Genomic DNA, 25,035 nt, shown 5'->3' with positions numbered 1-25,035 from the left:
GACCCAGAAAGCTCCAGTCCGCCATGACCATCATCCGCCAGGACGACCTGATCGAATCGGTCGCCGCCGCCCTCCAGTACATCAGCTACTACCATCCGGCCGACTACATCGCCCACCTGGCGCGCGCCTACGAGCGCGAGGAAAGCCCGGCCGCCAAGGACGCGATCGCGCAGATCCTGACCAACAGCCGCATGTGCGCCGAGGGCCGCCGCCCGATCTGCCAGGACACCGGCATCGTCAACGTGTTCCTGAAGATCGGCATGGACGTGAAGTGGCAGGGCTTCACCGGCTCGATCCAGGACGCGATCGACGAAGGCGTGCGCCGCGGCTACAACAACCCGGACAACAAGCTGCGCGCCTCGGTGCTCTCCGAACCGATCTTCGAGCGCAGGAACACCAAGGACAACACGCCGGCCGTGGTGTTCATGGAAGTCGTGCCCGGCGACAAGGTGGACGTGATCGTCGCGGCCAAGGGCGGCGGCTCCGAGAACAAGTCCAAGGTCTACATGCTCAACCCCTCGGACAACATCGTCGACTGGGTGCTCAAGACCGTGCCGACGATGGGCGCGGGCTGGTGCCCGCCGGGCATGCTGGGCATCGGCGTCGGCGGCACCGCGGAGAAGGCCGCGCTGCTGGCCAAGGAAGCGCTGATGGACGACATCGACATGTACGAGCTGCTCGAGCGCGGCCCGCAGAACAAGCTGGAAGAACTGCGCATCGAGCTGTACGAGAAGGTCAACGCGCTGGGCATCGGCGCGCAAGGCCTGGGCGGCCTGACGACGGTGCTGGACGTCAAGATCAAGACCTACCCGACGCACGCGGCCTCCAAGCCGATCGCGATGATCCCGAACTGCGCCGCCACCCGCCACGCGCACTTCGTGATGGACGGCTCCGGCCCGGTCTACCTGGACCCGCCGAGCCTGGACCTGTGGCCCAACGTCAACTGGGCGCCCGACTACAACAAGAGCAAGCGCGTCGACCTGAACACGCTGACCCCGGCCGAAGTGGCCAGCTGGACGCCGGGCCAGACGCTGCTGCTCAACGGCAAGATGCTCACCGGCCGCGATGCCGCACACAAGCGCATCCAGGACATGCTGGCCAAGGGCGAACCGCTGCCGGTGGACTTCACCAACCGCGTCATCTACTACGTCGGCCCGGTCGACCCGGTGCGCGACGAAGTCGTCGGCCCGGCAGGCCCGACCACCGCCACCCGCATGGACAAGTTCACCGAGATGATGCTGGCCAAGACCGGCCTGATCGCGATGGTGGGCAAGGCCGAGCGTGGCCCGGTCGCCATCGAGGCGATCAAGAACCACAAGAGCGCGTACCTGATGGCGGTCGGCGGCAGCGCCTACCTCGTCTCGAAGGCCATCAAGGCCGCCAAGGTGGTGGGCTTCGCCGATCTGGGCATGGAAGCGATCTACGAGTTCGACGTGGTCGACATGCCGGTGACGGTGGCGGTGGACGCCGGCGGCACCTCGGCCCACATCGAGGGACCGAAGACCTGGCAGGCCAGGATCGGCAAGATCCCGGTCGTCGAAGGCTGACCGGAGCCAGCCGGACGGCCGGCTCGGATCACCCTCTCACCGGCCGCTCGGTCCGCCGAGACGGCGGCGCCGGCGGGACAGCACCCGCCAGCGCCAGATCCAGCCGACGCCCAGATAGACCAGCGCCCCGAAGCCGCAGGCAAAGACCGTCAGCCCGAGCAGCAGCGGCTTGCCCACGCCGGTGATCCGGTCCCACCAGCCGAGATCCTCGGCCGATGCGGCGGCGGTCTCGTCGGCGCGGACCGCAGGCACAGCCGTGTCGCCAGGCACCGGCTCGGACAGCAGCCAGCCGCCGACCTGCCAGGCCGCGTAGTACACCGGCGGAAAGGTGATCGGATTGGTCACCAGCGTGCTGGCCATCGCGCTGGGCACATGGGCGCGCAGCGCGACCGCCACCGCGGCGGACACCGGAATCTGCGCGATCGGGATCAGGAAGCCGAAGAACACCCCGATCGCCGCCCCCAGCGCCACCGCGCGGCGACTGGCTCGCCACAGGCGGGGATGATGGAGCGCCGGCCCCAGCCAGCGCAGCCAGCGGTTGGAGGCGGCGGCCTCGGGCGTGGGCAGCAGTCGGCGCAACTGTTCGATCATGACAACCAGGCAAGGACAGACGTGGCGGAAGCCGGATTGAGAATGATGCGCCAGCAGAAAGTTCAATCCGTGACCGAGGCCGCCACCGCCGCCGAGATCTGTGGCAGCCGCTGCTCGAACTCGGCCGCCGGCATCGGCCGGCCGAACAGATAGCCCTGCAGCTCGTCGCAGCCGAGCTGGCGCAGCGCGGCGGCCTGCGCCTCGCCCTCGATGCCTTCGGCCACCGAGTGCTTGCCCAGCGACTGCGCCAGCGTCAGGATCGCCCGGGTGATCGCCTGCGCCGAGGCATCGCTGCCCAGGTCGCGCACGAAGGCGCGGTCGACCTTCATCACGTCGATCGGCAGGTCGCGCAGCGTCGCCAGCGAGGAGTAGCCGGTGCCGAAGTCGTCCAGCGCGATCAGCACGCCGCGCTGGCGCAGCTCGGCCAGCTGCGCGCTGGCCTGGCGGGCATCGCCCACCAGCAGGCTCTCGGTGACCTCCAGCTCGAGCTGGCGCCACGGCACGCCGTGGCGCAGCAGCGCCGCCTCCACCGTCTCGACCAGCCGGCCCGACTGCAGCTGGCGCGGCGAGACATTGACCGACAGCCGGTCCAGCACCCGCCCCTGGCGGCGCCAGAGCGCCAGCTGGCGGCAGGCCTCGTCGAGCACCCAGCTGCCGATGGACTCGATCAGGTCGGACTCCTCGGCCAGCGGAATGAAGACGCCCGGCGGCACCAGACCCCGGCCGGGATGCTGCCAGCGCACCAGCGCCTCGGCCGAGCGGATGCCGCCATCGGCCGCGGCCACCCGGGGCTGGTAGTGCAGCAGCAGCTCGCGCCGGGCCACCGCCTGGCGCAGGTCGGCCAGCAGCGCGCCACGCTCGTGCAGCCGCGCGTCCAGCGGCTCCTCGAACATCGCGTGGCGGCCGCGGCCGCCTTCCTTGGCGCTGTACATCGCCATGTCGGCATGGCGCATCAGCACCGAGCGGCTGCGCCCATGCAGCGGCGCCAGCGCGATGCCGATGCTCGCGCCCAGGAAATGCTCGCGTCCACCCACCTGGAAGGGCAGCGCCATGCGCCGGCAGATCGCCGTGGCCACCTCGGCCGCGTCGGCCGCATCCGCCGCCTCGAGCACGACCACGAACTCGTCGCCGCCCGGGCGCGCCACCGGCGAGCGCGCCGGCACGCAGGCCTCGATGCGGTCGGCCGCCTGGCGCAGCAGCTCGTCGCCCAGACCGTGGCCCAGACTGTCGTTGACCGACTTGAAATGATCCAGATCGATGAAGAGCAGCGCCAGCTCGGCCTGCGCCGTGGAAGCCGAGGGCTCGGACGCCTCCGGATCGCCCAGGCGGGCATCGAGCAGCTGGTGCAGGCCGTTGCGGTTGAGCAGACCGGTCAGGTCGTCGTGCCCGGCCTGCCAGGTCAGCTCGCGCTCGCGCAGCTCGGCCGCAAGCGCCACCGCCAGCCGGTCGCGCAGATCGGTGGCGCGGCGTCGCGCCAGCGCGCCGGGCTCGCGCGGCCAGGCCAGCAGCATCACCCCGAGCGTGCGCGACTGCCAGCGCAGCGGAAAGGCCTGCAGATCCTCGCCCAGCGCCTGGCTCCAGGCACAGGCCTGCGGCCAGGCGCCGTCGTCCTGCAGCGCCAGCAGCATCTGGTGCTCCGGCGGGGTCAGCACCCGCACGCTGCGACGGATCTTGTGCAGATGCTGGCGGTCGTTCCACTGCAGCAGCAGCCGCGGCATGCGGCCGGGCTCGATGCGCGCCAGCGCCATCGCGCGGGCATCGAGCCGACCGATCGCCTCGACCAGCATGCGCCGGAAGAGTTCGTCCACCGGCTGCCGACCGACGATGTCCCGGTCCACCGAGGCCAGCAGCTCCAGCGACACGAACTGGTCGGCGATGCGCTCGGCCATGCGGTTGAAGGCCCGGCCCAGCTCGGCGAACTCGTCGCTGCCACGCACCTCGACCCGGGCGCCGGCCTCGAGCTGCTCGACCCGACGCACGCCGCGGCGCAGCTGCTGAAGCGGCCCCAGCGTGCGCCGGATCATGCTGACGCTCAGCAGCAGCACCAGCAGCAGCGTTCCCGCCAGCGTGCCGGTGACCAGGCGCCGGATCGACTGCCCGGCCAGCAGCACCGGCTCGACCGGCGCGCTCAGATCGAAGATCCAGTCGCCGGCCGAGGCCAGCAGGAAGTCGCCCTCCAGGAACAGCGGCCAGCGTGCATGCAGTCGCGCAGCCTGCCCGGAGGCCTGAGCGCCGGTCTGCGGCACCGCCGGGCAGTGCAGCATCAGGCCCTGGCCGTCCTGCACGCACCAGGCCGCGCCGTCCAGCCCGGCATCGAGCAGGGGCTGCCACAGGTGGGCCGGCGACAGCTCGGCCAGCCACAGCCCGGCCGGCTCGACCGGCAGCAGGATCATCAGCGCGGTGCGGCCGTTGCGCTCGCGCACCAGCAGCTGCGCGCGGTCCGGCGTGACGGCGGGCAGCGGCGCGGCCATCTCGCGCAGCAGATCGTCGCCGGCCAAGCGCGCCCCGCGGCCATCCAGGTGCAGCGCCCGCACGAACTGCCGGCCCAGCCCGGGCAGCGCCGGCAGCTCAGCCGTCTCGCCCGCAGGCACCGGCCAGCTGTGCATCTGGTCGCGCGCCACCAGCAGCCGCTCGCGCACCTGCAGCGCCACGCCACGCAGCAGCAGCTCCTGCTCGCGCTGGCCGGCCTGGCGCTCGAGCAGCTCCAGCATCCGGCTGCTGCCCGCGCCCAGCAGCAGCAGCGGCACGGTGGCCGCGACCAGGAAGAGCAGCAGGATGCGCCGCGCCAGCGGGCTGCCCAGCAGCGGCAGCCGCCAGCGCGGACGGCGCGGCGCGGTGAGCGACGACGACGGATCGGTCACGGGCCGGCCCTGCTCCTTCAGTCGGTGAACGCGGTGGCCACGCCGATGAAGCGGCCGTTGTTGGCCCGCACCACATCGTCCTGAGAGGCCGCGGCGGTCAGTGCACGCACGCTCTCGCCGTCGGGGCCGAGGCTGTAGAGGTCGAAGTCGCTGTTGACCGGGGTCAGCGAGCGGTTCTTGCGCGCCTCGCTGGGATTGCCGGTCTCCAGGTTGTAATAGACGTAGGGACGTTTCCAGGGATCGAGCCGGCCGGCCATGCCGACGGCGGCCAGCGAGGCCGGCGAGCCCTGGTTGTCGAGCCGGTACTGGGCGAGCACCGCGGACATCGCGCCCAGCTCCTGGGCGGCCTGGCGCTGCAGCGCGCGGTCACGGTGGCTCTTCCACATCGGCAGCGCCAGCGCCAGCAGCACGCCCAGCAGCGCGATGACCAGCATCAGCTCGACCAGCGTCAGCCCGGTCTGGCGGCCCGAGGCCGCAACAGAAGCACAAGCACGCGACGGAGGAAGTGCAGAGGCCATGATCGACAAGCCGTGACCGGCAAAAACAGTTCGTTGCCATATCGGCCTTGCCGGTTCCGGCTTGAGGAATTGCCAACAATCGCACACTGCGCCAGACTGCACGCGGCCCCGGCGGGCCGGGCATTCCTGCTCCGGACGCCGGCCCGCCGCCCGGAGCCCTTCTTGATCCTGCCGCCCTCGCCCTCTCTCGCCGGAACCCCGCCCCCCCGGATCCTGGCCGTCGATGACGACCCGGTCTTCCGCCGCTCGGTCGCCTTCGCGCTCGACGGCTACCGCTTCCAGGGGCGCGAGGTCGAGCTGCTGCAGGCCGGCAGCAGCGCCGAGGCGCTCGAGCAGCTGGCCCGCCATCCGGACATCGGCGTGATCCTGCTCGATGTGGTGATGGAGCATGACGACGCCGGCCTGCGGCTGGTGCGCCGGCTGCGCGGCGAGCTGGGCCGCCAGGACATCCGCATCGTGCTGCTGACCGGTCAGCCCGGGATGGCGCCGATGCACGACGTGATGCGCGACCTCGATGTCGACGAGTACTGGCACAAGACCGAGCTGGGCAGCGAGCGGCTCGAGGCGCTGCTCAACGCCAACCTGCGCAGCCACCAGTCGATCCTGCGCGAGCAGCAGGGCCGGCGGCGCTTCGAGCGGCTGCTGCAGGCGGTCGACCGCGCCAGCCGGGGCCAGGACCTGACCGGCCTGGCGCGCCAGCTGCTCGACGATGTGGCGGCGCTGCTCGAGACCGAGCCGGCCGGGCTGGTGGCGATGTGGCCGCCGCACACCACCGGGCCGCTGGTGATCGGCGCGGCCGGCGCGCAGACCCCGCTGCAGGGGCTGACGCTGGCCGCCGGCGACGCCGACACCGGCACCACGCCGCTGCTGGCCGCGCGCATCGAGCATGTGCTGGGCGCGCCGGCACCCGCTGCCGGCTCGGGCGACGACGAGCTGCACGAGCTGCTGCTGCCGCTGCACCCCGGCGCGCTGCCGCCATCGGCGCTGCGCGGCGCCACCGACAGCGCACAGCAGACGCTGTTCGCGCTGTGGGTGCCGCGCCCGCAGCCGCCGGACGAGGCCGAGCGCGAGATGGTGCGCCTGCTGGCCACCAATGTCGGCGCGCAGATGCGCCGCCTCGACCTGATCGCCCAGCTCGATCGCCTGGCCTACCAGGACGAGCTCACCGGCCTGCCCAACCGCAACGGCCTGCTGCGACGCATGCACGCCGCCGGCGAGCGGCTGGGCTCGATGGTGCTGCAGTTCGAGGATGTCGACCAGTTCTCGAACCTGAACCTGATGCTCGGCTTCGAGACCGCCAACCGGCTGCTGCAGGCGCTGGCCGAGCGGCTGCGCGAGGAGGCCGGCCCGGACGTGATGGTGGCGCGGGTGGACAACGACACCTTCGCGCTGCTCGGCCCGGCCGACCAGATGGTCACGCAGATGTACCGCGACCGCACCGAGGGCATCACCGTCAGCGACGGCCACTTCTCGGCGGTGCTGCACCTGACCGGCGCGCAGGTCGACCTCTCGCTGGTGAGCGGCCCGCCCGAGGAGACGCTGGCGACCGCGCGCTACCTGCTCAACGACGCCAAGCGCCACGGCTGGGGCCAGCAGGTCTGCTACCGCCCCGGCATGGAGACGCAGGCCCGCGACAACTACCGCCTGGGCCAGGCGCTGCACGAGGCGCTGCGCGCCGGCGAGATCCGCATCGCGCTGCAGCCCCAGGTCTGGCTGCAGGACGGCTCGCTCAAGGGCTTCGAGGCGCTGGCGCGCTGGACCGACCGGCGCGGGCGCGAGATCCCGCCGCTGACCTTCATCGCGCTGGCCGAGGCCTCCGGCCACATCTCGGCGCTGTTCAACCAGGTGCTGGAGCAGTCCTGCCAGGCCTGGCGGCTGCTGGACTCGCTCGGCCTGGGCCATCTGCGCATCGCGGTCAACCTGTCGGCGCTGCAGCTGGCCGATCCGGCGCTGGCGCAGGACATCGCCGCGCGCTGCAGCGCCGCCGGCGTGCCGCCCGAGGCGATCGAGCTGGAGGTGACCGAAAGCGCGGTCATGGTCGACGCCGATGGCGCGACGCTGCAGCTCGACCGGCTGCGCCAGCTCGGCTTCGAGATCGCGCTGGACGACTTCGGCACCGGCTTCTCGTCGCTGGCGCGGCTGCGCGGCTTCGACCTCGACTGGATCAAGATCGACCGCGCCTTTCTCGGCGAGATCGGCCAGCGCCCGGACGAGGAGACGCTGCCGGGCATGATCGTGTCGCTGTCGCGCCAGCTCGGGCTGAAGTCGCTGGCCGAAGGCGTCGAGACCGACGCGCAGCGCCACTGGCTGATGCGCAGCGGCTGCCAGGCCGCGCAGGGCATGCTGATCGGCCGGCCGATGCCGATGTGCGATCTGCCCGGCTGGCTGCGCACCCAGGGCCATCTGCCGCAGCCGCTGTCGCTGCCGCAGTGAACGCCGGATGGCGCTCGACAGACGCCCCCGCGCCAGCGAAGGCCGCATCCTGGTGCTGCGGCTGCTGCCCTGGCTGCTGCTGATCGGCCTGATCGGCGCGCTCAGCTATCTGCGGCTGCTCGACCTGCGGCTGTCGCCGCTGCGCGCGCAGGCCCGCACCCTGCTCGAGCAGGGCATCGCGCTGACCGGCTCGGAGCTGGCCGACCTGTCGCGCTCGGCACTGGTGCTGGGCCAGATGCCCGCCATCGGCGTGGCCGCGGCCAGCGCCGACACCTCGGCGATGGCCAGCGCACTGCTGGCGCATGCACGCGCCTCGCCGCGCCACGCGGAAATCTCCTGGATCGACGAGCACGGCAGGGAGCGGGTGCGCACCGAGCATCTCGACGGCATGGCGCTGCTGGCCACCTCGAGCACGCTGCGCCGCCCGGCGCAGATGCCCTGGCTGGCGCATTTCGCCGACCTGCTGCCGGCCGAGGCGCGCTTCAGTCCGCTCGGGCGCGAGGGCGGGCGCCACACGCTGCGGGCGGCCTCGCCGGTCTATGACGCCGCCGGGCGGCTGCGCGGCATGGTGGTCATCCAGCATGATCTGCAGGCGATGATGGCGCGGCTGGCCCGACTCAAGCAGCCGGCGCTGGAGCCGCTGCGCCTGTACGACAGCGAGGGCCGCGCGGTCAGCATCGCCGAGCCGCAGCCGCTGGCGATGCGCGACCCGGAACTCTGGCGCATGCTGCAGGAGCAGGGTCGCGGCCGGCGCGAGCTGGACGCCGGCATGTGGCATTTCCAGGATTTCCTGCCCGCCGAGCCCGGGGCGGGCCGGCTGGCGATGCAGCCCTGGTTCTTCGTCGCCCATGTGCCGCGCGACAGCGTCGAGCCGCTGCGCCATGCCAGCGCCTGGCAGTGCCTGCTGGCCTGCACCGCCGCCTTCGGGCTGGCGGTGCTGCTGGTGCGACGCCAGCGCCGCACCGAGGTCGAGCGCGAGCGGCTGCTGGCCGATCTGCAGACCAACCACCGCGCGCTGGCCGAGGCCAAGGCCGGCGCCGACGACGCGCTGCGCCGGCTGCGCCAGCTGCAGGACGAGCTGGTGCAGGCGGAAAAGCTCGCCTCGCTCGGCCTGCTGGTGGCCGGTGTCGCGCATGAGCTCAACACCCCGCTGGGCAGCGCGCGCATGACCGCCTCGACGCTGGTGCGCCGGCTCGGCGAGGCCGAGCGCGAGCTCGGCGCCACCGCACCGCTGCCGGCGCCGGTCACGCGGCTGCTGGAGCGCCAGCGCGCCGGGCTGGACATCATCGAGCACGGCCTGGAGCGCGCCAGCCAGGTCATCCGGCTGTTCAAGCAGCTCGCGGTGGACCGCGGCGCGGTGGAGCGGCGCCGCTTCGAGCTCGACGAGGTGCTGCAGGATGTGCGCCGGCTGCTGGTGCCGCGCCTGGGCAGCGAGGCGCCGCCCCGGCCGGTGCCGGTGTCGCTGCACATCGCCTCGGGCGCCGGGCTGGTGCTCGACAGCTATCCCGGCCCGCTCGGGCAGGTGATCGAGAACCTGATCGGCAACGCGCTGATGCATGCCTTCGACCCGCCGCCGCCCGGGCTGGTGCAGGGCAGCATCCGGGTGCTGTGCCGGGTCGATCCGGCCGGCGGCGACAGCGATGACGAGCGCCACGACCATCGCCCGGACGAGCTGGCGATCGAGGTGATCGACGACGGCTGCGGCATCGACCCGCTGGTGCTGCCGCGCATCTTCGACCCCTTCTTCACCACCCGGCGCGGTCGCGGCGGCACCGGCATCGGCCTGCACCTGTGCCACCATTTCTGCACCCAGGTGCTGGGCGGGCGGCTGCTGGTGGAGAGCTGCCCCGGCGAGGGCAGCCGCTTCAGCGTGCGGATTCCGCTGCGGGCGCCGTGACCGGCGGCGCCACCTCCGCCTGCAGCGCGCCCTGGAAGCGCACGACCCGCTGCGGATACGGAATGCCCACGCCCTCGCGGCGCAGCAGCGCCAGGATGGCCAGATTGACCTCCGAGCGCACATTGCCCTGACCGTTCTCCGGATCATCGATCCAGAACAGCACCGTGACCTCCAGACCATCCGCGCCGAAGTTGCTGAGCTGCACCGCCGGCCCCGGATCGGCCAGCACCCGCGGCACCCCCGACACCGTCTCGACCAGCTGCGCACGCAGTCGCTCGACATCGGTGTCGTAGTCGACGCTGACCAGCGTGCTGAGCAGCACCCGGCGGTCGGCCAGCGACAGGTTCTGCACCGCGGTGGTGATCAGCGTCTCGTTGGGCACGATCGACTCGCGCCCCGAGGGCGCGCGGATCACGGTGTAGCGGGTGGTGATGTCGGTGATCGCGCCCTCGAAGCCGCCGACGTTGACGATGTCGCCGATGCGCAGCGAGCGCTCGGCCAGGATGACGAAGCCGCTGACATAGTTGGCCGCCAGCTTCTGCAGGCCCAGGCCGATGCCCACGCCCAGCGCGCCGCCCAGCACCGACAGCGCCGTCAGGTCGATGCCCACCGCCGACAGCGCCATCAGCAGGCCAACGAAGAGCAGGATCGCGCGCAGTGCATTGGCCGCCACCTTGCGCAGCGACAGCTGCGCGCCGCTGGCGCCGGCCAGCAGCCGCGCCTCCAGCGCCGCCGAGATCCACAGCACCACCACCATCACGAAGCCGGCCGACAGGCCGCCCTCGATGATGTTGCGCAGGCTCAGCGTGTTGGCGCCGATCTTCCAGCGGATCTGGTCGAGTTCGTCGAGCATCACCGGCAGCACCCCGGTCACCCACAGCACCATGCCCAGCCAGGCGACCCAGGAAATCGTGCGCTCGACCGCGCGCATCAGCGCCGACGCCGGAAAGGCCGCGCTGAGCACCCGCACGCTCAGCCGGATCACCGCCAGCGACAGCAGCACCGGAATCGCCAGCCGGAACACCGCCAGCGGCTGGCCCAGCTCGAGCAGCACCCGGCGCGCCACGTAGGCCAGCGCCAGCGCCAGCAGCGGAAACAGCACGCCGTCGACCAGATGGGTGCCGAACCAGATCGAGGGGCGCGCCTCGCGCTGCCCGGCGCGGTCACGGTCGCGGTCACGCATGCCGCGCAGCAGCCACACCAGCAGCCCGCTGGCAGCCAGCACCGCCGCCAGCACCGCCAGCTCGACCAGCAAGGACGGCCGCATCAGCGCGGCCAGCAGCGTCGGGAAATCCAGGGTGGACAGGTCAGTCGTCATCATCGGTCGGCGTCATACGAGTCGGGAGGCGCGATTGTGCCGCCCGATCATGCGCGTCCAGGTGACAGGCTGTCATGCCCGCGCAGCGCCGACGACAATGCCGGCGATGGACGACGACATCGAACTGATCCACCTCGACGCGGCGATGCTGGTGGTGCGCAAGCCCGCCGGCCTGCTGTCGGTGCCCGGGCGCGGGCCCGAGAACGCCGACTGCGTCGCCGCGCGGGTGCAGCGCCGGGTGCCCGACGCGCTGATCGTGCACCGGCTCGACATGGCCACCTCCGGCCTGCTGCTGATGGCGCGCGGCGCCGAGATGCACCGCCGGCTCAGCCGGCTCTTCGCCGATCGACAGGTCGACAAGCGCTACGAGGCGGTGGTGGCCGGCTGCCCGGCCGAGGCATCAGGTGCGATCGACCTGCCGCTGATCTGCGACTGGCCGAACCGGCCGCGCCAGAAGGTCGACCCGCTGACCGGGCGGGCGTCGCTGACCCGCTGGCAGGTGCTGGGCCGCGACGCGACCGCAGGCACCGCCCGGCTCGCGCTCGAGCCGGTGACCGGCCGATCGCACCAGCTGCGGGTGCATCTGCTGTCGATCGGCCATCCGATCGTCGGCGACGAACTCTATGCGCCGACGCCGTGGCGCGAGGCTGCGCCCCGGCTGCTGCTGCATGCCTGCCGGCTCGCCTTCGCGCATCCGGCCGACGGGACGCCGCAGGTCTTCGAGGACACGGCGCCGTTCTGACGCCTTCCCGGATGCCCGCCTCAGGCAGAGCGACCCGCCGCGGCACGGGCCGCCTGCTCGGCCGCCTCCGTGTCCTGGCGGATGTGCTTCATGAAGTAGCTGATGTAGAAGACCAGCATGCCGATCGTGGTGGCGAGCACCAGCGCGCTGAGAATGCCGTAGTCGGTGGAGAAGAAGTCGATCAGGGCGTGCATGGTGTCTTGTCCCCTTGCGGATTGAACATGCATCCATCTGATCGCAGCCCGGACCGGGCGTCCTTGCGTCAGGTCAACCCGCCGGGGTATGCAGGACAGGGCCGAAAAAAAAGACCTCCCGGCTTGATCTGGGCCAGGAGGTCAATGCTCTGATGCGCCGACCACGAGGGCGATGAAACCTTCGCGCGACAGATGGAGACTAGCGCCATCGGCGCGGCGCCGCACTAGGGAATGCGTTGATCAAGCCGCGGTGAGCCTGTCAGGCGTGCGTTAGTTGGCGCGGGGCGGGCGCATGCGTGCCGGAATGCCCAGCGCGGTGTGGCCGGCCGGCACATCGTGCAGCACCACCGCATTGGCGCCGACACGCGCGCGGTCGCCGACCGCCACCGCGCCGATGATCTTCGCGCCCGAGCCGACGAAGATGTCGTCGCCCAGCCGCGGGAAGCCGCCGCGGTTCTCGCCGATCACCACGCTGCTCTCCAGCCAGACATTGCGCCCGCCGCGCACGCTGGAGTTGATGACCACGCCCACCGGGTGGATCAGCACGAAGCCGGGCCCGAACTGCGCCTTCACGCCGATGACGCAGCCGTTGAGCCACTTGTTGAGGATGTGCGGGATCAGCGCCAGCGGCGCCAGCCCGATCCGCGCCAGCCAGGCCTGCAGCCGGTACAGCGCATTGGCCAGCGTGCCGTCGGCCAGCACCACCTTCAGCAGCGAGACCGGCGGGCCGCCCTCGCCGTAGAGCACCTGCTTGGCGCGCAGGTCGGACAGCAGCAGCTTCATGCCCGCTCCCCTGCCCTCAGCGGCCCTTGACCCGCTCGCGGAAATCGACGAGCTGCAGGATGTTGTTGCGCCACTGGCGCTCGCGGGCGATGTAGGCGCGCGCGGCCTGGCCGACACGGCGCAGGTTGTCGCTGTCCTGGCTGCGGCGCAGCACCATCTGCACCGCGCTCTCCAGGTCGCCGGCCTTGAACATCCAGCCGGTCTCGTCTTCCTTCAGCACCTCGCGGATCGGCACGAAGTCCGGCGCCACCGGCGGAATGCCGCAGGCCATGAACTCGAACAGCTTGACCGGCGAGGTGTAGTCGCCCGCGCTGGGCAGCACCGCCATGTCCATCGCCGCCAGCAGGCCCGGCACCTCGTCATGCGAGACGCGGCCCGTCATCACCACCTGGTCCTGCAGACCGTGCTTCTGCACGAACTCCTGCACCACGGGGAAGGTGGCGCCGTCGCCCACCAGCAGCAGCTTGAGCTGCGGATTGGCCTTCAGGCGGTCGGCGATCTTGTAGACGAACTGGTCGATCGCATGCCACGGCACGAAGGCGCCGAGGTAGCCGCAGACCACGCTGCCGTCCAGCTTCCACTTCGCCCGCGCGGCGGCGCGCTGCTCGGGCGTGGGGCTGAACTTGTCGATGTTGGCCGCGTTGTGCGAGACGATGGTCGGCGCGATCTTGCCGCCATGCGCCTTCGTCACATGGTCGCGGAAAGCGCCGGAGACGAAGACCAGGCCATTGGCGTTGCGGAACACCCAGCGCTCGATCATCGTGGCCAGACGCTGGAAGAACAGCGGCCGCACCCGGTAGACGGTGGTGGAGTCGTTGATCTCCAGGATCACCGGGATCCTGCGGGCCCGCGCGATCATCACCGCGACGAACATGTAGAGCGAGTAGCGCTCGTAGATCAGGTCGACGTCCCTGTGCGCGTTCAGGTACTCGCGGATGCGCCAGCCGGCCACCGCGTTGTAGCCCAGCTCGGCCAGCTCGAACAGCGGCTCGGGCAGGCTGGTGACCCACTTCATCCAGGGCCGGGCCTGCTTGGTCGGACTCAGCGCCTTCGGGCTGGCATACGGGTCGGCACCGGGCAGCGAGATGATGTCCACCGTCACGCCCTCGGCGCGCAGTGCATCGGTGATGCCGCGGATGTGCACGCCCTCGACCGCCTTGCCCTGGGTGCGATGGTGATAGAGGACGCGGCGCAGGGGGGGCTGGACAGCAGGCTTGTTCATGCAGGGATCGTCGATCGTCAAGGGTCGGAAACGCGGATAAACGCGACAAACGCGGGCCGGATCTTAAGCTGCCGGATCGACAATTCCTTGGCACGCAACGATGTTTCCGCGACACACCGCGGTACCTCGTCATTTCAGATTAAGCCGCTTCGGTACCACGGCCGGGGGTACAGGCGTGCCGCCGTCATCCGGGCGCATTAGGATCGGACCTTTTGCACGAACCGTCGCCCGGATCATGAGTTTCGCGGTCTTCCTGCTCTATGTGTTCCTCAGCTTCTTCCGGCCGATCGAGCTGTTCGCGCCGGAAATGGCGGAGTACCGGCCGATGCTGGTGCTGTGGACGCTCGGCTTCGTCCTGGCCGCCAGCCGCGCCATCGTGCGCAAGGAGATCGCCGCGCGCGGCATCGACTTCAAGCTGCTGTTCGCCTTCATGGTGATGCTGGGCGTGTCGCTGGCGCTCAACGGCTGGGCCGGTGGCGCCTTCACCGCGATGAACGACTTCACCACCTCGTCGATGCTGTTCGTGCTGGTGGCGCTGAACGTGACCTCGCTGCGCCGGCTCAAGCTCGCCTGCGCAGCAGTGGTGCTGTCGATGCTGGTGGCGGCCCTCTTCGGCATCCAGGCCTATCACACCGGGCAGTTTGCCCAGCAGCTGGTGCTGCGCCAGACCGCGCCCCAGCATGAGGACGAGGATCCGAGCCGGGCACCGCCGTCAGCCGCCTCCGAGATCCCCGCGCTGGACCAGACCGGCTGGTATCTGTGGCGAGTGCGCGGCCAGGGCTTCCTGAATGATCCGAACGACTTCTCCCAGGTGCTGGTGATGTGCCTGCCGCTGCTGTTCGTGCTTTGGCGCCAGCGGGCCTGGCTGCGCAACACCCTGCTGATCGTCGCACCCGGCGCGGTCATGATGTACGCGATCGTGCTGAGCCAGTCGCGCGGCGCGCTGCTGGGTGTGGCCTCGCTGCTGTTCTTCATCGTGCGCGACTGGCTGGGCACCACCCGCACCGCGATCCTCGGCGGCCTGGCCGGCGTGGCCTTCCTGGGCGCCAGCGCGGTGGGCGGGCGCGGCTTCTCGTCGCAGGAGCAGTCGGCCGGCGAGCGCATCGAGGCCTGGGCGGTCGGACTGGAGCTGCTGAAATGGCGTCCGATCTGGGGCGCGGGCTACGGCAACTTCACCGACCACCACCATCTGACCGCACACAACTCCTTCGTACTGTGCTTCGCCGAGCTCGGCCTGGTCGGCTATTTCCTGTGGATCGGCATGATCGTGCTGACCTTCAAGAGCCTGAGCGCGGCGGTCGAGACCCTGCCCGCGCGCAGCCCGCACCGCCAGATGGTGGTGCTGCTGCGCAACTCGCTGGTCGGCTTCCTGGTCTGCGCCTGGTTCCTGTCGCGCACCTACCAGCCGGTGCTGTACTTCCTGCTGGCGCTGTGCGTGTCGGCCTGGTGGTGTGCCAGCCGCGCGCCGGGCATGACCGACAAGGAATCGCCCAAATACGAAAAAATTCACACGATCCCCTGGGTTCGCAGCACCTTCATCATCATGTTGCTGACGATTGTTGCAATTCGTGGCTTCGTGTTCTCGCATCAGCTCGGGCGTGGCGGCTGATCCAGGCCATGCAGGCCCCCTCCGGTAAGGCGGCCCTGGGGAAAACCGCAATCGCACGATGCTAGAGTTCGCCCCGATTGCCTTCGGCAAATCGTTTGCACTGCGCTTCAGTCAGCCCCTGTCAACCTCTGTCAGCGCTCCTTTCCTTGACCTTTTCAAGACTCCGATGACGCTCGTTCATGTGCTTGTCGTGCTTCTTCTGCTGCTGTGCGCCGCGGTCGTGCTGTTCATCCGCCAGCGCAACATCCAGGAATGGCTGTTCAGCTATCTGAAGCAGGACTGGCGCGCCCCGGTGCCACCGGGCACCACGAAGCATGTGATGTTCTGCTTCGTCGACCACTACGAGCCGATGTGGAAGCAGCCGGACTACGCCACCGAATGCCGCCGGGTGGCACGCTGGCGCCAGGAGTACCCGGCGCTGTGCGACCAGTTCCGCGACGCCGACGGGCGCGGCCCGATCCACAGCTTCTTCTACCCGGAAGAGGAGTACCGCCCCGAGCACCTCGATGCACTGGTGGAGATCTGCCGCATGGGCTACGGCGAGATCGAGATCCATCTGCACCATGACAAGGACACCGAAGCGGGCCTGCGCGAGAAGCTGCGCCGCTTCACCCGCACCCTGGTCGACCGCCACGACGCGCTGCCGGTCGATCCGGTGACGAAGCAGCCGCGCTGGGCCTTCATCCACGGCAACTGGGCGCTGGACAACTCGCACCCGCACGGCTTCGGCTGCGGCGTCAACAACGAGCTGATCGTGCTGCGCGAGGAAGGCTGCTATGTCGACTACACCTTCCCGGCCTCGCCCGATCCCTGTCAGACCTCGACGATCAACAAGATCTACTACGCCAAGGACGATCCGGAGCGCTGCAAGTCGCATGACACCGGCATGCGGGTGAAGGCCGGCGGCAAGCCCTGGGGCGACCTGATGCTGATCCAGGGCCCGCTGGGCTTCAAGTGGAACGACCGCAAGTTCGGCATCATCCCGCGCATCGAGAACTCCGACATCCGCACCAGCTGCCCGCCCACGCCCGACCGGGTCGATGCCTGGATCGAGACCGGCATCCATGTCGAGGGCAAGCCGGAGTGGATCTTCGTGAAGATCCACACCCACGGCACGCAGGAGCGCGACATGGACACCCTGCTGGGCGAGCCGATGCGCCGCTGCTACGAGCATCTGCACGCGAAGTACAACGACGGCCGCGAGTGGAAGCTGCACCATGTCAGCGCCCGCGAGATGTACAACATCGTCAAGGCCGCCGAGCAGGGCCTGCCCGGCGAGCCCGGCCAGTACCGCGACCTGGTCATCCCGCGCCCGGCCTACCGCCCGATGCCGGCGGGGAACTGAGCGGTGGTCGAGCTGCTGCTGGCCATCGTCGCGATCGGAGGGGTCGTGGCGGTGGTCTACTCCTACGCCCTCTATCCGCTCGCGCTCTTCGTCGTCGGCGCGATCAGCCAGGGGCTGCGCGACGTCGCCTTCGTCTTCCGCAAGAGCGAGCGCCGGCTGGAGATGCAGCGCTCGGCCGCCGGCACCGAGCCGGACTGGCCGCCGGTGGCCATCGTCATCTCGGCCTACAACGAGGAACGCCACATCGTCTCGCGCATCGAGAACCTGCTGGCGCTCGACTATCCCGCCGACCGGCTGCGCGCCTACATCGGCTCGGACGGCAGCCGCGACCGCACCGCCGAGCTGATGCGCCGCTTCGAGGGCGAGGTGCGCATCGTCGCGCTGCCCTTCGAGCAGAACCGCGGCAAGGCCAGCGTGCTCAACGACCTGGTCTCGCGCACCACCGAGCCGATCGTCGTCTTCTCCGACGCCAACACCTACTTCGAGCGCGGCGCGCTCAAGAAGCTGGTCTCGCGCTTCGACGACCCCAAGGTCGGCGGCGTCACCGGCGAGCTGCGCCTGCTGGGCAACGCCGGCGGCGACAACCAGGACAGCCTGTACTGGCGCATCGAGCAGTTCCTGAAGTTCTTCGAGGCCCGCATCGGCGCGCTGCTGGGCGCCAACGGCGCGATCTACGCGATCCGCCGCGCGCTGTGGCAGCCGATCCGCCCGGACACCATCTGCGACGACTTCGTCATCGCGATGAATGTCTCGGCCGGCGGCCACCGGCTGGTCTACGAGCCCAAGGCCTGGGCCGAGGAAGACACGCCCGAGGAGATCGGCGAGGAAGTCAAGCGCCGCATCCGCATCGGCATCGGCAACTTCCAGGCGCTGGTGCGCCATCCGCAGTACCTGACGCGCACCTCGGCGGCCACCGCCTTCGCCTATGTGTCGCACAAGGTGCTGCGCTGGACCGCGCCGCATCTGCTGCTGCTGGCGCTGGCCGCCTCGGTGGCGCTGGCGGCGCAGACCGGCTCGTCGGGCTGGGCGCTGTACGCGCTGGGCCAGGCGCTGGCCTATCTGGCCGCCTGGGCCGGCTGGCAGATGAGCAGCCGCGGCGTGAAGCTGCCGACGCTGGTCAAGCTGGCGGCCTTCCTGTTCGCGCTGAACTGGGCCTTCCTGGTCGCCTCCTGGCGCTATGCCACCGGCCGCTACGCCGGAAGCTGGGGCCGCACCAGCCGCTGACCCGCGGAGCGATCCGCCAGAAAAATCGTGTTTCTCTCCGGGAGCGAGATGTGTTGAGGGTAGGAATCATCGGCTGCGGCAAGATCGCCGACGGCCATGTCGAACAGATCCGCGCGATCGGCCGCGGCGAGGTGGTCGCGGTCTGCGACCGCGAGCCGCTGATGGCCGAGCAGCTGGCGGTGCGCATGAAGATCCCCGGCCGCTACGACGACGCGGCCGAGATGTTCGCCAAGGAGCGGCTGGACGTGGTGCACATCGCCACGCCGCCGGACTCGCACCTCTTCCTGGCGAAGATGGCCTTCGCGGCGGGCTGCCATGTGTTCATGGAGAAGCCCTTCGCGCTGACCGCGGCGCAGGCGCTCGAGATCCTGAAGCTGGCCCAGGAGGCCGGCCGCAAGGCGGGCGTCAACTACCTCTACAACTACGAGACCCCGGGCCTCGAGCTGGAGGCGCTGCTGAAGAAGGGCGAGCTGGGCGAGGTCGTCCACCTCGACACCAACTACGGCTACAACCTGTCGGGCGACTACGGCCTGGCGGTGATGACCGACCCGGGCCACTGGGTGCACCGGCTGCCGGGCAAGCTGTTCCACAACGTGCTCGACCATGTGCTGGCCAAGGTGGTGCCCTTCCTCGGCGACGAGATCGACACCCGCGTGCTGGCCTTCCGCCGCCGCGGCCCCACCGGCTCGGCCATCGTCGATGCGATGCCCGACGAGCTGCGCTTCATCCTGAGGAGCGGCGGCGTCACCGTCAGCGGCAACGTCAGCGCGCACGGCCGCCCGGTGCCGCACACGCTGAAGGTGGTCGGCACCACCGACTCGGTCGAGCTCGACTACACCTCGCGCACGCTGATCCGCGCCTCGCGCTGGTCGGCGCCCAGCGCGCTGGGCCGCCAGTTCATGGCCTGGACCCAGGCCCGGCAGCTTGCCGCCAACGGCCGGCGCAACATCGGTCGCTTCCGCCGCTACGAGTTCCACTACTTCCAGTGCATGCGCGTGCTGCTGGAGCGCTTCTACGACGCGGTCGAGGGCCGTGGCGCCGATCCGGTGCCGCCCGAGCAGATCCTGCGGGTGTGCCGCGTCATCGACCAGATCGTCGAGGGCGTCGACGCCTGCATGGCCGACCCGAAGAACTCCACCTCCGCCACGGAGGCCCGCGCATGAAGATCCTCCTCACCGGCGCCGGCGGTTTCCTCGGCAAGCAGATCACCCGCAGCCTGCTGATGGCGGGCCAGAACGACCTGCGGCTGCACTTCCGCAGCCGCGCCCCGGCCGGCCTGATCGAGTCGCTGCAGCAGGAATTCCCGCAGGCCCGCCTGGAGACCGCGGGCGCCAACCTGATCGCACGCGGCTCCTTCGACGCGATGCTCGAGGGCGTGGACTGCGTCATCCATGCCGCCGCCGGCATGAAGGGCGCCGCGGCCGACATGTTCGCCAACACGGTCATGGGCAGCCGCAATGTCTTCGAGGCCTGCGGACGCGTCGGCACGAAGCGCATCGTGCTGATCAGCTCCTTTGCGGTCTACAAGACCGACGCGATGAAGCCGGGCGACACGCTGGGCGAGGACACCCCGATCGAGCCGGTCGGCGTCGACAAGGGCCCCTACGGCTACGCCAAGACCCGCCAGGAGCACATGTTCCTGGACTACGCGAAGCAGCACGGCTTCGAGACGGTGATCCTGCGCCCCGGCGTGATCTACGGCCCCGGCGGCGGCGCGCTGTCGCCGCGCGTCGGCCTGAAGGCAATGGGCCTGTTCGCCAGCCTGGGCAACGGCGCGCTGCTGCCGCTGACCTATGTCGAGAACTGCGCCGACGCGGTCGCACGCGCCGCGGTGCACGCGCCCAGCGGCAGCGCCTTCGCGGTGGTCGACGACCAGATCCCGACCTGCCGCCAGTACCTCGACGGCTACCTGAAGAACGTGCAGAAGATGCGTGTCGTCACGCTGCCCTTCAGCGCCTTCCTGTGGGTGTCGGGCAAGCTGGTGGCCTACAACAGGAAGTCCAAGGGCCAGATGCCGGCGGTCTTCACGCCCTATGTCGTGAAGTCGATGTACACGCCGATCCGCTACAGCAACGACGGCCTGAAGAAGATCGGCTGGACGCAGCGCGTGCCCACGCCCGAGGGCCTGAGCCGCACCTACGCCTGGTTGAAGGCTCAGCTGCCGTCGCGCTGATCCTGATTGGCTGCTGCTGCGGCGGCGGCAGCGGCTGCCGCCCGCAGCTTGTCCTTCTTGCTCGGGCGCCGGCCCTTGATGCCGCCGGCGGACTGCTCCGGCGTGGCGGTCTCGGTCGGCTCGTAGCCGGCGAGCTGCTCGCGCGGCACACGCCGGCCCTGGCGCTTCTCGATCAGGCGGAAATGCGCCTCGGTCGCGGCGCTGACGAAGCTCACCGCGGTGCCGGGCAGACCGGCGCGGCCGGTGCGGCCGATGCGGTGGGTGTAGTCGTCGGTCGAGCGCGGCAGGTCATAGTTGACCACCGCCGGCAGCGCCGGGATGTCGATGCCGCGCGCGGCCAGATCGGTCACCACCAGCACGCGGATGCGCCCGGCGCGGAAGGCCGCCAGCACCTCGGTGCGGGTGCCCTGGCTCAGCTCGCCGTGCAGCGCATGCGCCGGCACGCCCTCGCGGCCGAGCTTGTGCGCGACCAGCTCGGTGGCATGGCGGGTGGCGACGAAGACCAGCACCCGGTCCCAGCCATGCGTCTTCAGCAGCTGGCGCAGCACGCCGGTGCGCCGGCCGGCGTCGAGCGCAATCGCGCGCTCGTGGATGTCGGGATGGGCCGCGGCGCCCTCGCCACCCTCCCCGGCCGCACCGGCGACCGGCCCCGGCGCGATGTCGATGCGCACCGGCGCGCGCAGCAGCGCATCGGCCAGCGACTGCACCGACGCCGGAAAGGTCGCCGAGAACAGCAGGTTCTGCCGGCGCGCCGGCAGCAGCGCCAGCACGCGGGTCAGCTCGTCGGCGAAGCCCAGGTCGAGCAGCCGGTCGGCCTCGTCGAGCACCAGCGTGCGCACATGGTCGAGCCGGATCGCGTTGTGGTCGACCAGATCGAGCAGCCGGCCCGGCGTGGCCACCACCAGCTCGGTGCCGCCGCGCAGGCCCATCATCTGCGGATTGATCGACACGCCACCGAACAGCACCGACACCCGCGGCGGATCCGGCAGCCGGCGCGCCAGATCGCGCAGCAGCTCGCCGGCCTGCATCGCCAGCTCGCGCGTCGGCACCAGCACCAGCCCGTGCGGCGCGCGCGGCCAGGCACGGGTGGCGGCCAGATCGGCCTGCAGCAGCGGCAGCGCGAAGGCCAGCGTCTTGCCCGAGCCGGTCTGCGCCGAGGCCTGCAGATCCGCGCCCGAGAGCGCGGCGGGAATCGCCTCGGCCTGCACCGGCGTGGGCTGCGTGAAGCCGAGTTCGCGCAGCGCGCTCAGCAGGGGCGGCTTCAGGCCGAGGGAATCAAATGACATGGGCAGTCCAGCAAGGGGCGCGACAGGGGGACGGGATTGTCGCAGCCTGCGTGCGCATCGCCACGCGCAAGCGCCACGGCCCCGTCATGCCCACCTCCCCGTCATGCCCGCGCAGGCGGGCACCCACGAGAAAGCACAGCAGCGGCAGGCGTGGGCCCTCGCCTGCGCGAGGGTGACGGATCGGCAGTCGGGCCGCAGCGCTTGCTCAACGGGCGCAATGGAGAGACAAGGGCCAGCACAGTTCGAAGCAGGCTCCGCCACCGGCCGAGGAATGGCAGCGGGCATCGCCCTGATGCGCATGCGCGATGGCGGCGACCACCGCCAGACCGAGACCGCTGCCGGCATCGGCAGCGGTCTCGCCACCGGCACGCATCCGCCGGAACGCCTGGAACACCTGCGAAGCGGACTCTGGCGGAATGCCCGGCCCCTCGTCTTCCACGCTCAGGACGCACCAGCCGTTGTCCAGTCGCGTCCGGACAAGCACCTTGCCGGGCACCGCATGCCGCCGGACGTTGTCCAGCAAAGCCAGCAGGGCCTGGCGGATGCGCACCGGGTCGCAGCGCACGGACCGGGCGTTCAGGTCGAGGACCGGATGCTGGTCCGCCGCCTGCAGCGTCTGCCGGCAGAACGCCACCACCGATTCGACCTCCGCGTCCAGGTCGGTCTGCTGGAGGTGGAGATGCAGATGGCCGCTCTCGGCCAGGCTGACTGCGCGCAGATCCTCGATCAGCCGGGCCAGTCCGTCGACCTGATTGAGCAGGCTGCGGAACTGCGACTCGTCCGGCGTGAACACGCCCTCGGCCAGGCCTTGCAGGCGTCCGCGCAGGATGGTCACCGGCGTGCGCAGCTCATGGGCGATGGCCGCGTTCCAGAACGCCATCTCCTCCGTGGTGCGCTGCAGCTGGGTGGCGAGTGCGTTGAAGTCGTCGGCCAGACCGGCGGCTTCACCCAGCGAGCGATCGCCCGGGACGGCGCGTGCGCCCAGGTCGCCCTGCGCGACACGCCGGATGCCATCCGTCACCGAGTTCAGCGGCACCAGGATGCGACGCGCCAGATGCACGCCCGCGACGATCGCGAACACCAGTCCGACCAGCGTGGTGCTCGCGATCCAGACCCACTCCGGCCCGTTCGGGAGCAAGGTGGGCTGCTCGAACAGCTCCGGCCACTGGCTGACGGCGAAGAAATAGAACACATAGGAGGTCAGCACCACCAGCAAGGTGACGCCGAAGGCGATCGCCATCATGGCCAGCGCGATCTGGCGGCTCAGGCCCACCAGCCTCATGACGCGCTCCAAAGCCGGTAGCCGACGCCGCGAATGCCGGCGGGCATGCCTTCGACACCCAGTCCCTCCAGCTTCTTGCGCAGCTTGCTGATGTGGCTGTCGACGGTGCGCTCCTGGGAATCGCCTTCGGGCAGACAGGCAGCCAGCAGTTCGGCGCGGGTGCAGACGCGCCTGGGCGCACGCGCCAGATGCGCGAGCAGCCTGAACTCGGTGAGGGTCAGGGCCAGGCCGTGCGTCGCCCCGCCGACCTCCACGCTGACCTCGTGCTGGTCCAGGTCGATCTCGAAGGGCGGCACCCTCAGCACGCGCACAGGACCGCGGGTGCCGCCCCTCGAGCGGCGCAGCACCGCCTGCGTGCGAGCCACGACCTCTGCCGGGTTGAAGGGCTTGACCACATAGTCGTCGGCCCCGAAGCGCAGGCCCATCAGCTTGTCGATGTCCTGGTCCATCGCGGTCAGCATGATGACCGGCGTCTCGCCGCGATGGCGGATCTCGGAGAGCACCTTCCAGCCGTCCAGTCTGGGCATCTGCACATCGAGCAGCACCAGATCGGGCTTCAGCGACAGATGCATGTCCAGCGCGCGGCGGCCGTCGGCGGCATGGACGGCGCGCAGGCCGGCACGTCCGAGATAGGCCTGCAGGATCTCGGCGATCTCGGGCTCGTCCTCGGCAATCAGCACGAGCGCGGGAAGACCCGCCGTTGCGTCGGGGGACAGGGATGAGGTGGACATGGGACCGCCTTGAGACCAGTTCAGTGTCTCCATCCTATCTCCACACAAGCGCAGCGCGGCCGCCATGCTGCCGGTCCAGACTGCCTTTTCTGTCCGCGCGGGCCGATGCGCCCGCGCATGAAGGAACCGTCATGAAGATCGACAAGCCGTGGCGCTGCCTGGGTGTGCTGCCCGCCCTGATGCTCGCTGCGCTGGGCGGCTGCGGCCCCGCCGCCGAGCCCGAAGTGAAACCGCCCGTCCCGCAGGTGACCGTGATGACGCTCGCCCCCAGCAGACTGGTGCTGACCGAGGATCTGCCGGCGCGTGTCGCCCCCGTTCGCGTCGCGGACATCCGGCCGCAGGTCAGCGGCATCGTGCGGCGCCGGCTGTTCGAGCAGGGTGCGGAGGTGCGCGCCGGCCAGGCCCTGTTCGAGATCGATCCCGCGCCCTTCCGCGCCGAGGAGGAAGCCGCCGCTGCCGCCCTGCAGCGGGCCGAGGCGGCACTGGCGCGCGCCCGGCTGCAGGCCGAGCGGCTGGAGCCCCTGGCCCAGGCCGAGGCGATCAGCCGCCAGCTCCATGACGATGCGCTGTCGCAGCGCCAGCAGGCAGAAGCCGACGTGGCCCAGGCCCGCGCCGCCTTGTCGCGCCGCCGCCTGGACCTGAAGCTCGCCACGGTGGAGTCGCCGATTTCCGGTCGCATCGGCCAGACCCTGGTGACCGAGGGCGCGCTGGTCGCCAGCGGCGACAGCACGCCGATGGCGCGCGTGCAGCAGATCGACACGGTCTATGTGGATGTGCGTCGCCCAGCCGCCTCGCTGGACGCCCTGCGTCAGGCCATGGCGGCCCCCGCGACACGCGACGGCGGCCTGCCCGTCGCCGTGCTGCGCGACGATGGATCACCCCTCGACGTCAAGGCACACATGCTCTTTTCCGGCATCGAGGTGAATGCCGACACGGGCGATGTCCTGCTGCGCGTGCAGGTGGACAACCCGCAGCAGCGCCTGCTGCCCGGCATGTTCGTGCGGGTCCGCATGGCCCTGGCCCGCTTCGACGCCGCGCTTGCGGTGCCGCAGCAGGCCGTGGTGCGGATCGGCGGCAAGCCGCATGTCTGGACGGTCGACACCGACGCGAAGGCGCATCGGATCGCGGTGACGCTGGGCGAGCTGATCGATCGGCAGTACCGGGTCACCGCCGGCCTGAGTGCCGGCCAGCAGGTGGTGGTCGCAGGCATGGAACGCCTGGCCGAAGGCATGCCGGTCGCCACGCAGGCGGACTCTGCCCGCTGATCCGACGGAGCCCT

Annotated in this window: 20 protein-coding genes; 10 read left to right on the top strand and 10 right to left on the bottom strand. The window is 70.6% G+C overall.

Annotated features, from left to right (window positions below; genetic code table 11):
- Positions 1–23 precede the first annotated feature (23 nt).
- Complete coding sequence (locus HZU84_RS01805) at positions 24–1,547, top strand: fumarate hydratase (protein WP_149503942.1); 1,524 nt, start codon at positions 24–26, stop codon at positions 1,545–1,547.
- A 36-nt stretch (positions 1,548–1,583) separates the two neighbouring features.
- Here the strand turns inward: HZU84_RS01805 and HZU84_RS01800 are convergent, their stop codons facing one another.
- From HZU84_RS01800 to HZU84_RS01790, 3 genes are all read right to left on the bottom strand, one after another.
- Entirely contained in the window at positions 1,584–2,138 is a 555-nt protein-coding gene (locus HZU84_RS01800) for a DUF2062 domain-containing protein (RefSeq protein ID WP_149503943.1), read from the bottom strand.
- 62 nt (positions 2,139–2,200) lie between these two features.
- On the bottom strand, positions 2,201–4,999 hold the full coding sequence (locus HZU84_RS01795; protein WP_149503944.1) for a putative bifunctional diguanylate cyclase/phosphodiesterase: 2,799 nt from the start codon (positions 4,997–4,999) through the stop codon (positions 2,201–2,203).
- Between the two features lie 17 nt (positions 5,000–5,016).
- Complete coding sequence (locus tag HZU84_RS01790; RefSeq protein WP_149503945.1) at positions 5,017–5,517, bottom strand: prepilin-type N-terminal cleavage/methylation domain-containing protein; 501 nt, start codon at positions 5,515–5,517, stop codon at positions 5,017–5,019.
- Positions 5,518–5,679: 162 nt separating this feature from the next.
- Between HZU84_RS01790 and HZU84_RS01785 the strand changes: the two genes are divergently transcribed.
- Positions 5,680–7,950, top strand: coding sequence for a two-component system response regulator (locus HZU84_RS01785; protein ID WP_149503946.1), 2,271 nt, complete (start codon positions 5,680–5,682; stop codon positions 7,948–7,950).
- Positions 7,951–7,957: 7 nt separating this feature from the next.
- Entirely contained in the window at positions 7,958–9,847 is a 1,890-nt protein-coding gene (locus HZU84_RS01780) for a sensor histidine kinase (protein ID WP_149503947.1), read from the top strand.
- Here HZU84_RS01780 and HZU84_RS01775 read toward each other — a convergent pair.
- Entirely contained in the window at positions 9,816–11,168 is a 1,353-nt protein-coding gene (locus tag HZU84_RS01775; protein WP_244954280.1) for a mechanosensitive ion channel family protein, read from the bottom strand. The two genes, HZU84_RS01780 and HZU84_RS01775, sit on opposite strands and share 32 nt — an antisense overlap.
- 103 nt (positions 11,169–11,271) lie before the next feature.
- On the opposite strand from HZU84_RS01775, the gene HZU84_RS01770 reads away from it, so the two are divergent.
- The gene (locus HZU84_RS01770; RefSeq protein ID WP_149503948.1) at positions 11,272–11,907 is read left to right on the top strand and encodes a pseudouridine synthase; all 636 of its coding nucleotides are present in this window, start codon (positions 11,272–11,274) and stop codon (positions 11,905–11,907) included.
- Between the two features lie 20 nt (positions 11,908–11,927).
- On the opposite strand, the gene HZU84_RS01765 is transcribed toward HZU84_RS01770, so the two are convergent.
- From HZU84_RS01765 to HZU84_RS01755, 3 genes are all read right to left on the bottom strand, one after another.
- A complete protein-coding gene (locus tag HZU84_RS01765) occupies positions 11,928–12,101 on the bottom strand; it encodes a DUF3149 domain-containing protein (RefSeq protein WP_149503949.1) in 174 nt (57 codons plus the stop codon).
- A 270-nt stretch (positions 12,102–12,371) separates the two neighbouring features.
- Complete coding sequence (locus tag HZU84_RS01760) at positions 12,372–12,884, bottom strand: serine O-acetyltransferase (RefSeq protein ID WP_037482769.1); 513 nt, start codon at positions 12,882–12,884, stop codon at positions 12,372–12,374.
- Positions 12,885–12,900: 16 nt separating this feature from the next.
- The gene (locus HZU84_RS01755; protein WP_149503950.1) at positions 12,901–14,106 is read right to left on the bottom strand and encodes a glycosyltransferase family 4 protein; all 1,206 of its coding nucleotides are present in this window, start codon (positions 14,104–14,106) and stop codon (positions 12,901–12,903) included.
- A gap of 235 nt (positions 14,107–14,341) precedes the next feature.
- Here HZU84_RS01755 and HZU84_RS01750 point away from each other — a divergent pair, with 235 nt between their 5' ends.
- From HZU84_RS01750 to HZU84_RS01730, 5 genes are all read left to right on the top strand, one after another.
- Entirely contained in the window at positions 14,342–15,715 is a 1,374-nt protein-coding gene (locus HZU84_RS01750) for an O-antigen ligase family protein (protein WP_180692749.1), read from the top strand.
- Positions 15,716–15,881: 166 nt separating this feature from the next.
- Positions 15,882–17,060, top strand: coding sequence for a hypothetical protein (locus HZU84_RS01745; RefSeq protein WP_149503952.1), 1,179 nt, complete (start codon positions 15,882–15,884; stop codon positions 17,058–17,060).
- Positions 17,061–17,063: 3 nt separating this feature from the next.
- Positions 17,064–18,284: a glycosyltransferase family 2 protein gene (locus HZU84_RS01740; RefSeq protein ID WP_149503953.1), complete on the top strand. Its 1,221-nt coding sequence runs from the start codon at positions 17,064–17,066 to the stop codon at positions 18,282–18,284.
- A 53-nt stretch (positions 18,285–18,337) separates the two neighbouring features.
- The gene (locus tag HZU84_RS01735) at positions 18,338–19,447 is read left to right on the top strand and encodes a Gfo/Idh/MocA family protein (RefSeq protein WP_180692748.1); all 1,110 of its coding nucleotides are present in this window, start codon (positions 18,338–18,340) and stop codon (positions 19,445–19,447) included.
- Positions 19,444–20,457 carry an NAD-dependent epimerase/dehydratase family protein gene (locus HZU84_RS01730; protein WP_149503955.1) on the top strand — a complete coding sequence of 338 codons (1,014 nt, stop codon included), beginning with the start codon at positions 19,444–19,446 and terminating at the stop codon, positions 20,455–20,457. Before HZU84_RS01735 ends, HZU84_RS01730 begins: the two co-directional genes overlap by 4 nt.
- Here the strand turns inward: HZU84_RS01730 and HZU84_RS01725 are convergent.
- The 3 genes from HZU84_RS01725 to HZU84_RS01715 all read right to left on the bottom strand — a co-directional run bounded on the left by HZU84_RS01725 (position 20,439) and on the right by HZU84_RS01715 (position 23,756).
- Entirely contained in the window at positions 20,439–21,743 is a 1,305-nt protein-coding gene (locus HZU84_RS01725) for a DEAD/DEAH box helicase (RefSeq protein WP_149503956.1), read from the bottom strand. The two genes, HZU84_RS01730 and HZU84_RS01725, sit on opposite strands and share 19 nt — an antisense overlap.
- 205 nt (positions 21,744–21,948) lie before the next feature.
- Complete coding sequence (locus HZU84_RS01720) at positions 21,949–23,025, bottom strand: ATP-binding protein (RefSeq protein ID WP_149503957.1); 1,077 nt, start codon at positions 23,023–23,025, stop codon at positions 21,949–21,951.
- Positions 23,022–23,756 carry a response regulator gene (locus HZU84_RS01715; RefSeq protein WP_149503958.1) on the bottom strand — a complete coding sequence of 245 codons (735 nt, stop codon included), beginning with the start codon at positions 23,754–23,756 and terminating at the stop codon, positions 23,022–23,024. Before HZU84_RS01715 ends, HZU84_RS01720 begins: the two co-directional genes overlap by 4 nt.
- 131 nt (positions 23,757–23,887) lie before the next feature.
- Here HZU84_RS01715 and HZU84_RS01710 point away from each other — a divergent pair, with 131 nt between their 5' ends.
- Positions 23,888–25,021 carry an efflux RND transporter periplasmic adaptor subunit gene (locus HZU84_RS01710; RefSeq protein ID WP_149503959.1) on the top strand — a complete coding sequence of 378 codons (1,134 nt, stop codon included), beginning with the start codon at positions 23,888–23,890 and terminating at the stop codon, positions 25,019–25,021.
- The last annotated feature ends 14 nt before the right edge of the window (positions 25,022–25,035 follow it).

Origin of the sequence: Sphaerotilus sulfidivorans (assembly GCF_013426975.1) — a bacterium.
GTDB classification, from domain to species: Bacteria; Pseudomonadota; Gammaproteobacteria; order Burkholderiales; family Burkholderiaceae_C; genus Sphaerotilus; species Sphaerotilus sulfidivorans.
The sequence above is the reverse complement of the archived record's forward strand: the minus strand, read 5'-3'. Positions and strand labels throughout refer to the sequence as shown.